11 protein-coding genes and 1 pseudogene are annotated in these 12132 nt (G+C 63.0%); 8 read left to right on the forward strand and 4 right to left on the reverse strand.

Annotated elements, in window-relative coordinates:
- Positions 1-10 precede the first annotated feature (10 nt).
- Positions 11-178 (forward strand): hypothetical protein, encoded by a 168-nt coding sequence (locus M5B99_RS05160; RefSeq protein ID WP_248802959.1) that lies wholly within the window; start codon positions 11-13, stop codon positions 176-178.
- Positions 179-549: 371 nt separating this feature from the next.
- On the opposite strand, the gene M5B99_RS05165 is transcribed toward M5B99_RS05160, so the two are convergent.
- Positions 550-960 (reverse strand): hypothetical protein, encoded by a 411-nt coding sequence (locus tag M5B99_RS05165; protein ID WP_248802960.1) that lies wholly within the window; start codon positions 958-960, stop codon positions 550-552.
- A gap of 37 nt (positions 961-997) precedes the next feature.
- Entirely contained in the window at positions 998-1402 is a 405-nt protein-coding gene (locus M5B99_RS05170) for a hypothetical protein (RefSeq protein ID WP_248802961.1), read from the reverse strand.
- A gap of 219 nt (positions 1403-1621) precedes the next feature.
- On the opposite strand from M5B99_RS05170, the gene M5B99_RS05175 reads away from it, so the two are divergent.
- The 4 genes and pseudogenes from M5B99_RS05175 to M5B99_RS05190 all read left to right on the forward strand — a co-directional run bounded on the left by M5B99_RS05175 (position 1622) and on the right by M5B99_RS05190 (position 7845).
- On the forward strand, positions 1622-4840 hold the full coding sequence (locus M5B99_RS05175) for an efflux RND transporter permease subunit (RefSeq protein WP_248802962.1): 3219 nt from the start codon (positions 1622-1624) through the stop codon (positions 4838-4840).
- On the forward strand, positions 4833-5996 hold the full coding sequence (locus tag M5B99_RS05180; protein WP_248802963.1) for an efflux RND transporter periplasmic adaptor subunit: 1164 nt from the start codon (positions 4833-4835) through the stop codon (positions 5994-5996). Before M5B99_RS05175 ends, M5B99_RS05180 begins: the two co-directional genes overlap by 8 nt.
- On the forward strand, positions 5980-7398 hold the full coding sequence (locus tag M5B99_RS05185; RefSeq protein ID WP_248802964.1) for an efflux transporter outer membrane subunit: 1419 nt from the start codon (positions 5980-5982) through the stop codon (positions 7396-7398). The genes M5B99_RS05180 and M5B99_RS05185 overlap by 17 nt, the downstream gene beginning before the upstream one ends.
- Positions 7399-7464: 66 nt before the next feature.
- Positions 7465-7845 (forward strand): annotated as a pseudogene (locus tag M5B99_RS05190) (hypothetical protein).
- Between the two features lies 1 nt (position 7846).
- Here the strand turns inward: M5B99_RS05190 and M5B99_RS05195 are convergent.
- Complete coding sequence (locus M5B99_RS05195; RefSeq protein ID WP_248802965.1) at positions 7847-8446, reverse strand: flavin reductase family protein; 600 nt, start codon at positions 8444-8446, stop codon at positions 7847-7849.
- A 199-nt stretch (positions 8447-8645) separates the two neighbouring features.
- Here M5B99_RS05195 and M5B99_RS05200 point away from each other — a divergent pair, with 199 nt between their 5' ends.
- Both M5B99_RS05200 and M5B99_RS05205 read left to right on the forward strand, forming a co-directional pair.
- Positions 8646-9335, forward strand: coding sequence for a bifunctional transcriptional activator/DNA repair enzyme AdaA (locus M5B99_RS05200; RefSeq protein ID WP_248802966.1), 690 nt, complete (start codon positions 8646-8648; stop codon positions 9333-9335).
- Between the two features lie 154 nt (positions 9336-9489).
- Positions 9490-10419 carry an AEC family transporter gene (locus M5B99_RS05205; protein WP_248802967.1) on the forward strand — a complete coding sequence of 310 codons (930 nt, stop codon included), beginning with the start codon at positions 9490-9492 and terminating at the stop codon, positions 10417-10419.
- Positions 10420-10425: 6 nt separating this feature from the next.
- On the opposite strand, the gene M5B99_RS05210 is transcribed toward M5B99_RS05205, so the two are convergent.
- Entirely contained in the window at positions 10426-10986 is a 561-nt protein-coding gene (locus M5B99_RS05210; protein WP_248802968.1) for a TetR/AcrR family transcriptional regulator, read from the reverse strand.
- Positions 10987-11088: 102 nt separating this feature from the next.
- On the opposite strand from M5B99_RS05210, the gene M5B99_RS05215 reads away from it, so the two are divergent.
- On the forward strand, positions 11089-11877 hold the full coding sequence (locus tag M5B99_RS05215) for an SDR family NAD(P)-dependent oxidoreductase (protein ID WP_248802969.1): 789 nt from the start codon (positions 11089-11091) through the stop codon (positions 11875-11877).
- The last annotated feature ends 255 nt before the right edge of the window (positions 11878-12132 follow it).

Genomic DNA, 12132 nt, shown 5'->3' on the forward strand with positions numbered 1-12132 from the left:
CACTCATTGCATGGCTGTATTGCGTCTTGCTGTCGCTGCCCTGTTGCTCACCGGCCTGGGTGGCACCCGTTACCCGATGGTCAGCCTGAAGGACGCCGAACAGGTCGAAGCCTTCTATAGCCAGGGCATTGCCCTGCAATATGGCTTCAACTTCTCCGAAGCGATCCGCGCCTTCTAGCAGGCCAGCCGTTTCGACGAAGGTTCGGCCATGCCTTATTGGGGCATTGCCTTGTCGGCCAATTCCAATATCAACAGCGACGCCAACCGGGCAAGACGGTGCCGGCGCTGCTCGACCAACAACTGCAGAACGCCTGGCGCAACGCGACCATCGACGCCGCGCCACCAGGCTTCGTTACACAATGAGTACTTGGGCTTGCCCACGGGGCTTTTGGTGCTCTCACGGGCCTCTTCGCGAGCAAGCTCTGCTCCCACAGGGGCCGGTCTCGGCGATAGTTCGCGGCGAAACACGGATCTATTGTAGGCGCTGGCTAGCCGGCGATGGCGGCGCTGAATTCACCATCGCCATCGCTGACAAGCCCAGAACCCGGATCAGCCCGGCATGCACTGGAAGTCGCCGGTCTCGGCGACTTGCTTGCCATGGGAATCCATCAGGCGGGCTCTGACGTCCTGGCCCAGGCTCGACTCCACCAACTTGTAGTGCTCACCGGCCTTGAACTGGTTGTAACTGACTTCGCCCGAACAGTCCTGCTGGTTGCCATCGCCCCACGGCATCTCCACCAGCATCACGTTCAGCTTGTGGGCGCCAGGCGGCACTTGGAAGAAACGGCCGTCGTCGATTTTCTTGCCATCGACCTTCTCGGCAAGCATGTCGTTCGGCGCTTCATCTTGCAGACCGATCCAGGCCTCGCTCGGATCCGCCTTCGGCATCGGGCCGGCACACGCGGAGAGCAGAAAGGCCAGGCCCAGGGTTGGAAGCAGCATCAGGGGTTTGAATGTCATGGTGTTCTACCTCAAAGATGAAAAAGTCTGTCAGCTATCAAATGCAGGAAAACTTCCTGGACTGGGCCACGGTCACGCCACGGTCGTTCACCAGTTCAGCCCCAACATTGGCGCCGGCTCCCGACTCCACCAGGTGATAGTGTTTACCGGCCTTGAACTGGTCGTATTCCACCAGGCCGGAGCACTCGGGCTGATCGGAGTTACCGTTGGCGCCCTGGACCAGGAGCACTTTCAGATCGTGCTTGCCCGGTGCCACTTCGAAGTAGCGGCCGTCGTCGACACGCTTGCCATCCACACGCTCTGCCAGCAGGTCGTCGCTCGACCCCTGCCCCAGGCCGATCCAGGCTTCGCTCGGATCAGCCTTGGGCACAGGGGCCGCGCAGGCAGACAGCAGGCAAACCAGTCCAAGGGTCGAAATCAGCATCAGCGGCTTAAGTGTCATTGAATGAATTCCTCTCATATTCAAGTGCTATATCGCTGGACGGAAAATCCGTCTGATCGAGACGAAGAGTGGCGAACTAGAGGCGTTTGTACAAATGAACCCACATGAAGGGATTTTCAGCCGTTATCTAAAAGATCCTTCATGTTGGTGAAAGCCAAACGTTAAGTTCCAGACGCAAGACTGCCGGTGTTTGCAATTCCACTCCCCGGAGGTTCAGGCATGCTCGGGCTGGTAAAGACCGCACTGCTCAAGCCCTACACGTTTATCGTGTTGGCGATATTCATCTGCATCATCGGGCCGCTGGCGGCCGTGCGTACCCCCACCGATGTGTTTCCCGATATTGGCATTCCGGTAGTCGCGGTGGTCTGGCAATACACCGGTTTGTCTCCCGAAGACATGGCCGGTCGGGTGATCTACACCTACGAACGCTCCCTGAGCTCCACGGTCAACGACATCGAACATATCGAGTCGCAATCGCTGCCGGGCATGGGCATCGTCAAGATCTTCTTTCAGCCGGGCGTCGATATCCGCACCGCCAACGCCCAAGTGACCGCAGTCTCGCAGACCGTGCTCAAGCAAATGCCGCCGGGGATCACCCCGCCGCTGATCCTCAACTACAGCGCCTCGACGGTACCGATCCTGCAGATGGCGTTTTCCAGCCCGACATTGTCGGAAGCGAAGATCCGCGACCTGGTGCAGAACAACATCCGCCTGCCGCTGACCGCCGTGCCGGGCCTCGCGCTCCCCACCCCGATGGGCGGCAAGCAACGCCAGATCACCCTCGACCTCGACCCGCAAGCGCTGGCCGCCAAGGGCCTCTCGGCGCAGGACGTGGGCAACGCCCTGGCCGCACAGAACCAGATCATTCCGGTGGGTACCGCCAAACTCGGCCCCTACGAATACACCGTGCTGCTGAACAACAGCCCGAAAATCATTGAAGAACTCAACGACCTGCCGATCAAGACCGTCGATGGCGCCCTGATCACCATCGGCCAGGTGGCCCACGTGCGTGACGGCTCGCCACCGCAGACCAACATCGTACGGGTCGACGGCCGCCGCGCAGTGCTGATGCCGGCGATGAAGAACGGCAATATCTCCACCCTGTCGATCATCGACGGCATCCGCAACATGCTGCCGCTGATCAATGAAACCCTGCCGCCGGCGCTCAAGACTTCGTTGCTCGGCGACGCCTCGGTATTCGTCAAGCAGTCGGTGGGCAGCGTGGCCCGCGAAGGTATCATCGCCGCCCTGTTGACCAGTGCGATGATCCTGCTGTTCCTCGGTAGCTGGCGCTCGACCCTGATCATCACCGCCTCGATTCCGTTGGCGGTGCTCTCGGCCATCGCTCTGCTGGCCGCCAGCGGCCAGACCCTCAACGTCATGACCCTTGGCGGGCTGGCGCTGGCGGTGGGGATCCTGGTGGACGATGCGACGGTGACCATCGAGAACATCAACTGGCACCTGGAACAGGGCAAGGCGGTCAACGACGCGATCCTCGACGGCGCGAAACAGATCGTCGGCCCGGCCTTCGTCTCGCTGCTGTGTATCTGCATCGTGTTCGTGCCGATGTTCATGCTTCAGGGCATCGCCGGTTTCCTGTTCAGGCCGATGGCCCTGGCGGTGATCTTCGCCATGGCCAGCTCCTTCATTCTCTCGCGGACCCTGGTGCCGACCCTGGCGATGTTCCTGCTCAAGCCCCATGTGGTCGAAGGCGGCAGCGGTCATCATCCCGAAGATGAATTCATCAACCATCACGAAGGTGAACAACACAGCAAGCCACGCAATCGCCTGCTGCAAGGCATGCTGAATTTCCAGCAGGGCTTTGAGCGCGGCTTCTCCACGGTGCGCGACGTCTACCACGGTCTGCTGCAACTCGCGCTGGGTTGCCGCAAGCGTTTCCTGCTGGGTTTCCTGGCCTGTGTGCTGGCGTCCTTCAGCCTGCTGCCGAGCCTGGGCGAAGACTTCTTCCCCGCCACCGACGCCGGAGCCCTGGCCCTGCACGTACGCCTGCCACTGGGCACGCGAATCGAGGAAAGCGCCGCCACCTTCGACCGTATCGAAGCGCGGATCCGCGAGGTGATTCCCGCCGAGGAACTGAACAATATCGTCGACAACATCGGGATTCCGTTGAGCGGTATCGACATGGCCTATAGCAGCAGCGGGACCATCGGCCCGCAGGACGGCGATATCCAGGTCACCCTCAAGGCCGATCACCAGCCCACCGCCGACTACGTGAAAAAGCTCCGTACCGCATTGCCTGAAAGCTTCCCCGGCAGCCACTTCGCCTTCCTCCCGGCGGACATCAGCAGCCAGATCCTCAACTTCGGCGCGCCAGCTCCGCTGGACGTGAAAATCTCCGGACGCAGTGCCGAGGAAAACCGCGTCTTCGCCCTCGAACTGCAACGGCGCCTGCAACACGTACCGGGGATCGCCGATCTGCGGATCCAGCAATCGGTCGGCTACCCGTCGCTGGAAGTGAAGGTCGACCGCATGCGCGCCAAGGGCCTGGGCATCACCGAGCGTGACGTCACCAACAGCATGGTCGCCTCCCTGGCGGGCAGCTCCCAGGTGGCTCCAACCTTCTGGCTCAACCAGGCTAGCGGTGTCTCCTACGGCGTGGTCGCGGCAACCCCGCAATACCGCCTGGACAGCCTGCCGTCACTGGAAGCGCTCCCGGTCACCGGCAGCAATGGCCAGTCGCAGATCCTCGGCGGCCTGGCAACCATCAATCGGGTGCAGAGCCCGGCGGTGATCACCCACTATAATATCCAGCCGACCCTGGACATCTACGCCAGCGTGCAAGGCCGCGACCTCGGCGCGGTGGCCCATGACATCCAGAAGATCCTCGACGATGCCTCGTCCTTGCGGCCCAAGGGCGCGATTGTCAGCCTGCACGGGCAGATCGATGCCCTGCATGAAGCCTTCAGTGGCCTGAGCTTCGGCCTGCTGGGCGCCGTGGTGCTGATCTACCTGCTGATCGTGGTCAACTTCCAGTCCTGGGTCGACCCGTTCGTGATCATCACCGCCTTGCCCGCGGCGCTGGCCGGGATTGTCTGGATGCTATTCCTGAGCGGCACCTCGCTGTCGGTACCGGCCCTGACCGGGGCCATCCTCTGCATGGGCGTGGCCACCGCCAACTCGATCCTGGTGGTGAGCTTCTGCCGTGAACGCCTGGCCGAACACGGCGACGCCCTCAAGGCCGCCCTGGAAGCCGGCTATACCCGGTTCCGCCCGGTCTGCATGACCGCCCTGGCGATGATCATCGGCATGTTGCCGCTGGCCCTTTCCGAAGAACAGAACGCCCCTCTCGGACGCGCCGTTATCGGCGGTCTGATCCTGGCGACCACCGCCACCCTGCTGTTCGTCCCTGTGGTGTTCAGCCTGGTGCATGGTCGCCAACCTATTCGCGCCGTAGCTGGAGAAAACACCCATGACTGATCGCAAACCTTCGGGCAAACGCCTGCTTTACATGGGCATCGGCGGTCTGACCCTGGCCGCCCTGCTGGTTGCCAACGGGATTGCCGCGCGAACCCGCCATGAAAAGTCCGTGACCGCCTGGACCGAAACCGCCGCCATCCCCATGGTCAGCGTCTTCAAGCCTGCGCAGAACGCCGCCGGCGACACCCTGCGCCTGCCGGCCCACCTGGAAGCCTGGAGCAAGGCGCCGATCCATGCGCGGGTCAGCGGCTATTTGAAAGACTGGAAAACCGACATCGGCAGCCAGGTCAAGGCCGGCCAGATACTCGCTGAAATCGACAGCCCGGACCTCGACCAGCAAGTCGCCCAGGCCCATGCCCACCTGGTGCAGGAACAGGCCAATGCACGCCTGGCCGCCACCACCGCCACCCGCTGGCAGAACCTGGTGGAGACCCATTCGGTGTCGCGCCAGGAGGCCGATGAAAAAAGTTCCAACGCCGCCGCGGCCAAGGCCAATGTCGAAGCCGCGGCCGCCGACTACGCACGACTGTCGGCGCTGGAAGCGTACAAAACCATCCGCGCGCCGTTCGCCGGCACCATCACCGCCCGCAACACCGATATCGGTCAGTTGATCAAGGCCGACAACGACAGCGACCCGGAGCTGTTCGACATCGCCGACACCCATCAGTTGCGGCTCTACGTGCCGATCCCGCAAAACTACGCCAGCGTGATCCGTCCCGGTCTCGAGGTAAAACTGACGGTACCGGAACATCCGGGCCAGCAGTTCAGTGCGAAACTGCTGGGCAACTCCACCGCGGTCGACTCGCGCTCCGGCACCCTGCTGGCGCAATTCGTCGCCGAGAACCCGGACAACGTCCTGCTCCCGGGCGACTATGCCGAGGCCACGCTGCCGATCCCGGCGGACACCCACGGCGTCAGCATTCCCGCCAGCGCCTTGATCTTCCGCGCCCAAGGTACCCAGGTGGCCGTGCTGGACGCCCAGTCCCATGTACACCTGCGCGATATCCATATCGGCCTGGACCTGGGTGAGCGCCTGGTCATCGACCAGGGCCTGAAACCCGCCGATACCGTGATCGACAATCCGCCGGACGCCCTGCGTGAAGGCGACCCGGTGAAACTCGCCGACGCCGGAGGCCAACATGTCCCCAAGGCTTAAGCGCAGCGCCTGGCTCTTGATCGCGACCTTGCAGGGCTGCTCCCTGGCGCCGACCTACAAGCCGCCGCAACTCGAGTTGCCGGAGCATTACCGCGAGCAGACCAGCGACGGCCCCTGGCACCTGGCACAACCGGGTGACAAGCTGTCAGAGCAATGGTGGTCGCTGTTCCAGGACTCGCACCTCAACGACCTGCAGCAGCGCCTGCTCAAGGCCAACCCGGACCTGGCTGCCGCCCTGGCGCACTACGACGGTGCCCAGGCCTATGCGAGCCAACTGCATGCCGGGTTGTTCCCGCAGATCAGCGCCAGCGCACAGCCTCTGCGCCAGCGCCAATCAGACAATCGTCCGTTGCGCGGCAGCACCCAGCCGGCGGTGTATAACAGCAACACCGCAGGCTTCGCGCTGAACTTCGACCTCGACCTGTGGGGACGGATTCGCAACCAGGTGGCCGCCGGCGATGCCCAGGCCCAGGCTTCCGGCGACGACCTGGCCGTGGCGCGCCTGAGCCTGCAACAGCAGCTGGCGACCTTGTATATCCAGCTCAATGGCCTGGACGCCCAGAGTCGGATTCTCACCAGCTCCCTGGATAACTACACCCAGGCCCTGCAACTGACCCGCGATCGCTACCAGGGCCAGATCGCCTCGGAAATCGACCTGACCCGTGCCCAGAGCCAACTGGCCGAGGCCCAGGCGCAACTGGACGAAGTGCACGGCCAACGCAACCTGGCCGAACATGCGATTGCCGAACTGGTGGGCGAACCGGCCAGTGACTTCCAGTTGCCGACGACCCAGGCGATCCTGACGATTCCCAAGGTGCCCGGCGCCCTGCCCAGCGGCCTGCTGCAACGCCGTCCGGATATCGCCGCGGCGGAACGGCGGGTGTTTGCCGCCAATGCCGGGATCGGCGTGGCCAAGGCCGCCTGGTACCCGGACTTCAGCCTGACCGGCTTGCTCGGCGGCCAGACCCAGGGCAGCGGCAGCCTGCTGTCGGCGGGCAATCGCTATTGGGCACTGGGGCCACTGGTCAACCTGCCGATTTTCGACGGCGGCCGCCTCAGTGCCCAGGAGCACCAGGCCAAGGCCGAATTCGACGAGGCCTCAGCCCATTACCGCAGCCAGGTCTTGCGTGCGGTGCGCGAAGTCGAGGACAACCTGGCACAACTGCGCGATTTGCAGCGTGAGGCCCAGGATGAGCAGCAAGCGCTGAGTGCGGCGCAGAACACCCAGACCCTGGCGATGAACAGCTACCAGGCCGGGGCGGTGAACTACCTGGACGTGGTGACGGCGCAGACTGCGGCGCTGCAGGCACAGCGACAATTGCAGGCGCTGCAGACCCGGCAGTTGCAGGCCAGCATCGGCCTGATGAGCACCTTGGGGGGTGGTTGGAGCACTCAGGGCTGACACTGACGTATCCTGTGGGAACGTTCTCGCTACTACTCCCTTTTCGCTCCCACAGGGCAGTCTCTTATGGAAAACCAACACCTCCTATACGCAGGTCCCTTGATCTCCCTCGCCCTGCTCTGGGTCGTTGCCGCGGTCACGCCAGGATAAAATTTCTTTATCACGGCCCAACTCGCCGCCAGTAACTCGCGCAAGCACGGCCTGGTCTGCGCATTGGGTGTCGCCACCATCTTCGCCGCGACCATGCCAAGCTCCCCACCCGCCCCGCTGCTGGCCACGGCCGTCGCGATCATGACCAGCCTGTCCGTCTGTTGGTATTCCAGCGTCGCCCTGGTATTTGCCAGCTCGCCGATGTCAGCCTTCTATAGCCGCTGCCGCAAAGGCCTGGACCGCTTTGCCGGGACCTGCTACCTGCTGTTCGGCGCTCATCTGTTGGCCAATCGCTGAGTCAGGGACGCAGGATTTCACCGTCCACCGCGTCGCCGATTTTCAGGAAATGTCCGCCGGCGACGTGGTGCAAGGTACGCAGCTCATCGTGTCCCTCAAAATGCCAGCGCCCCTCGCTGAACACCCGCGAATCAGCCTGGGCGGAAATGACTTCGGCCAGGAACAGATCGTACTGTTCCTGGTTGTGCGGCTCCGCCAGCAAGCGGCACTCCAGCCAGGCGACACAGCCCTCCAGCATCGGTGCATCGATCTTCTCGCCCTTGAAAGTTTCCAGACCGTAGGCATCGAACTTGTCGCGGCTATGACTCTGGCTCAGCTCAAGGCCGGAAGTGCTGCCAACGGTTTGCACAACATCGGCCTGGGCCACGCAGGGCACGTTGATCACAAACGTGCCCGAGGCTTCCAGCAGACGCCGCGTCCAGGTGGACTTGTCGATCACCACCGCGACCTTCGGCGGTTCGAAATCCAGCGGCATGGCCCAGGCGGCCGCCATGATATTGCGCTGGCCGTCGTGGGCGGCACTGACCAGCACCGTAGGGCCGTGATTGAGCAAGCGATAGGCTTTGGACAAGGGCACGGCGAGACGCTGATCGGCGGACATAAGCGATGTTTCCTGACAAAAATACAGAAGGAACATCCTAGGTGAGCACGCCTGGGAAACACAGCCCCCCTCGGCCGAAGAAACTGCATCGTTGCGTGTCGGTCGCGGCCAGAACAATTCAACCGCAAGACTCGGAGTTTTCCTGCCTCGCAGCCCACATAAGCTGAGCGAGAACTGAATCTTCCGACAGGAGAACACCATGAATACCTCATCCCAAGGAAAACCCGTGGAAAAGGATCCCCGCTGGCAAGCGGTACTGGCGCGAGACGCAAGCGCCGACCGAGACTTCGTCTACGGTGTCAGGACCACGGGCGTGTATTGTCGCCCGAGCAGTGGCGCGCGTCGGCCCAACCCGGAAAATGTCGAGTTCTTCGATACCCCCGAACAGGCCGAAGCCGCCGGTTATCGGCCAAGCCGGCGTGCCGCCGCCGACCAGACGTCGAGCAATGAACAACATGTGGCCCTGGTGACCCGGGCCTGCCAACTCATTGAAACGTCCGATACCCCACCTTCACTCAATCCCCTGGCCGAACAACTGGGTCTGAGTCCCTTTCACTTCCATCGGGTATTCAAGGCGGTCACCGGTCTCACACCCAAGGCCTACGCCATTGGCCTGGATCTGCCGCTGGACCTACGCGGCACGGCCTTTCAGGAACGGGTCTGGCAGGCTCTGCGCAATATCCCGGTGGGTAGCACCGCCAGTTATGCCGACATCGCACGGATGATCGGTGCGCCGAAATCCTTCCGCGCCGTGGCCCAGGCCTGCGGCGCCAACAGCCTCGCCGTGGCGATCCCCTGTCATCGGGTGGTGCGCAGCGACGGCAACCTGTCCGGTTACCGCTGGGGCGTCGAACGCAAGCGCCAGTTGCTGGATCGGGAAGCGCAATAGGTTGCCACCCCACAGGGTGTGCGGCGCCCCAACGCCGCCTCACCCTGGCAACGCACGGGATCGTGCTCGCGCCCCCAAGAATAAAGATTGCAAGCTAACGATCTCCGCCTTTACCCTTCCCCACCCGCGTATCGCCAAGGCTTCGGCGTCAATAATGTCCTCCGTATCAAGCGTGCTGCTGCCTATCTTTGCCCTGATCCTGGTCGGTTTCCTCTGTCGTCGGACCAACCGCCTGGGACCCAATGCGGCCTCCGAGATCAACCGCATGGTGGTCTGGCTGTGCCTGCCGGCGTTGCTGTTCAAGGCCACGGCGACGGCGACCTGGGAGCAGATCTGGCACCCGGGGTTTGTCCTGGTGTTTACCCTCAGTACCCTGGCGATGTTCGTCCTGACCTTGTTGCTGCGCTGGCGCAAGGCCGGACATTTCGCCGACGCAAGCATCGATGCCCTCAGCGCGTCGTACGCCAACACCGGCTATATCGGGATTCCGCTGTGCGTGATGATGCTCGGTCAAAATGGCCTGGAGCCGGCGTTGATCGCCTCCTTGCTGGTGGTCTGCGTGCTCTTCGGATTGGCCCTGGTATGCATCGAGATCGGTTTGCAGACCGAGCGCCAGGTACACCGGATCGTCTTCAAGGTACTGCTGGCCCTGGCGAAAAATCCGCTGGTGGTTTCACCCTTGCTCGGCGCGTTCTGGGCCTGGGGCGGCACGCCATTGCCGGCGCCCTTCGAGAGGTTTCTCAGCCTGCTGGGCGCCGCGACCATTCCTTGCGCACTGGTTTCCCTCGGGCTGTTCCTCGCCCACAAACAACAAGGCCCACGCCAGGGCGCGACGATGCTGGTGCTGATCAAGCTGATCGCCCACCCGCTGCTGACCTGGTTCCTGGCCTTCAAGGTGTTTCATCTGCCGCCGCTGTGGGCCAATTCTGCGTTGCTCCTGAGCGCACTGCCCACCGGTACCGGACCCTTTATGCTGGCGGAGTACTACAAGCGCGAGGCCTCGGTGGTGTCGAGCACCATCCTGATTTCCACGCTGGGGTCGCTGGTAACGCTGTCGATCTGCCTGTATGTGATCGGCAACTGACCGGTTCTAGTTCGCGGATTTCAAATCCTGTGCCAGTAGCCACTCACGCGTGTCGCTGAGCACCTCATCGGCCAACCGCGGATCATCACAAACCCGCGCCAGCACCATGGCCCCGACCATCGCGGCCCAGCTACCAGTGGCGGCGCGGCGCTTTTCCTCAGGCGTGACGCCGGGCATGGCCTGGCTCAAGCGCTCGAGCTGACGACGAATGCTCGCGGTCATCTGCGCCCGTGCCTCGGCGGACTGGCGGCTGGTTTCCGACGCCAGCCCGGCCATCGGACAGCCACCGGCACAATCCTGCAGGTGCGCGGCACTCAGATACTGCGTGACATAACCGGCCACATCGCCCCCCGTCGGCACCGCCGTCGAAAACACGTGGGCCAGCGACTGGGCCACCAGATCGTCCTTCGAGGCGAAATACCCGTAGAAGCCACCATGGGTCAGCCCGGCCGCCTTCATCACCTCCGACACGGTGACCGCCTCATAGCCCCTGGCGCGAAACAGCCGACCGGCGGCCTCGAGGATATTGCGCCGGTTCTCCGCCACCTGCTCGCGACTGACCTTCATTGGAAACCTCCGCTAATAGGCTTGACAGTATACATGACAACCATCATATTTATTAAACATGACAGCCGTCATGAATAAATCATTCCGCTGAGGATTACCGTCATGACAGTCAAATCCGCCGTTTTGATTACCGGCGCTTCCACCGGTATCGGCGCTGTTTACGCCGATCGTTTTGCCAAGCGCGGTCACGCGCTGGTGCTGGTGGCTCGGGACAGGGCCCGCATGGACACACTGGCCGAACGGCTGCGGCAGGAAACCGGCGTTTCGGTGGATGTGGTCCAGGCCGACCTGACCGACGCGGGCGATCTGGCCCGTATCGAGTCGCGGGTTCGCGACGATGCGACTATCGGCATCCTGATCAATAACGCCGGGATGGCCGGAGCCGGGACTTTCCTGGAACAGACAGCGGATGCGGTGAGCCAGGTCATCAACCTGAACATCACCGCCCTGGCCCGTCTGACCAGTGCAATCACGCCACGCCTGGTCCAGGCCGGCACGGGGTCGATCATCAACGTCGCCTCGGTGGTGGGCCTGGCGCCGGAACTGCAGATGACGGTCTATGGGGCGACCAAATCCTTTGTGCTGTTCTTCAGCCAAGGGCTGAATATCGAGCTCGGTGCCAAGGGCTTGTATGTGCAGGCCGTCCTGCCGGCCGCCACCCGCACCGAAATCTGGGAACGCTCGGGCAAGCGGATCGAGGATCTGCCGGCGGTCATGGAAGTCGATGACCTGGTGGACGCGGCGCTGGTGGGTTTTGATCGCCGTGAAACCGTGACCATTCCACCGCTGCCCGATGAAGGCCAATGGCAAGCCCTGGAAGCCGCTCGCCTGGCGATGTTGCCGAACTACATGCAGGTCCTGCCGGCGGCGCGTTATCGCGATGGCGCCTGAGGTCGGCATTTCGGCGCGATAGCCCGCGTTTTGCCCCTGGACTCGCTACTGCGGCCAACGCGGTCAATTGCAGGAGCCGGCTTGCCGGCTCCTGCAATACCCAGTCTGAACGAGAGTTGGCGGTGTGACGCGATCCTGTGGGAGCGGAGCTTGCCCGCGAAGCTTCTGGCGGCCTTGCCGGCGCCATCGCCGGCAAGCCGGCTCCTACAATGCCCAGTCTGAGCGAGAGTTGGCGGTGTGACGCGATCCTGTGGG

The organism is Pseudomonas sp. MWU13-2100, assembly GCF_023242365.1.
Classification (GTDB): Bacteria; Pseudomonadota; Gammaproteobacteria; order Pseudomonadales; family Pseudomonadaceae; genus Aquipseudomonas.

Bases quoted from the DNA above. Each gene is read 5' to 3' on its own strand.
- M5B99_RS05195 (WP_248802965.1), bottom strand. From the start codon at position 8,446: ATGTCCGCCGATCAGCGTCTCGCCGTGCCCTTGTCCAAAGCCTATCGC.
- M5B99_RS05170 (WP_248802961.1), bottom strand. From the start codon at position 1,402: ATGACACTTAAGCCGCTGATGCTGATTTCGACCCTTGGACTGGTTTGC.
- M5B99_RS05205 (WP_248802967.1), top strand. From the start codon at position 9,490: ATGTCCTCCGTATCAAGCGTGCTGCTGCCTATCTTTGCCCTGATCCTG.
- M5B99_RS05200 (WP_248802966.1), top strand. From the start codon at position 8,646: ATGAATACCTCATCCCAAGGAAAACCCGTGGAAAAGGATCCCCGCTGG.
- M5B99_RS05185 (WP_248802964.1), top strand. From the start codon at position 5,980: ATGTCCCCAAGGCTTAAGCGCAGCGCCTGGCTCTTGATCGCGACCTTG.
- M5B99_RS05175 (WP_248802962.1), top strand. From the start codon at position 1,622: ATGCTCGGGCTGGTAAAGACCGCACTGCTCAAGCCCTACACGTTTATC.
- M5B99_RS05210 (WP_248802968.1), bottom strand. From the start codon at position 10,986: ATGAAGGTCAGTCGCGAGCAGGTGGCGGAGAACCGGCGCAATATCCTC.
- M5B99_RS05165 (WP_248802960.1), bottom strand. From the start codon at position 960: ATGACATTCAAACCCCTGATGCTGCTTCCAACCCTGGGCCTGGCCTTT.
- M5B99_RS05180 (WP_248802963.1), top strand. From the start codon at position 4,833: ATGACTGATCGCAAACCTTCGGGCAAACGCCTGCTTTACATGGGCATC.
- M5B99_RS05160 (WP_248802959.1), top strand. From the start codon at position 11: ATGGCTGTATTGCGTCTTGCTGTCGCTGCCCTGTTGCTCACCGGCCTG.
- M5B99_RS05215 (WP_248802969.1), top strand. From the start codon at position 11,089: ATGACAGTCAAATCCGCCGTTTTGATTACCGGCGCTTCCACCGGTATC.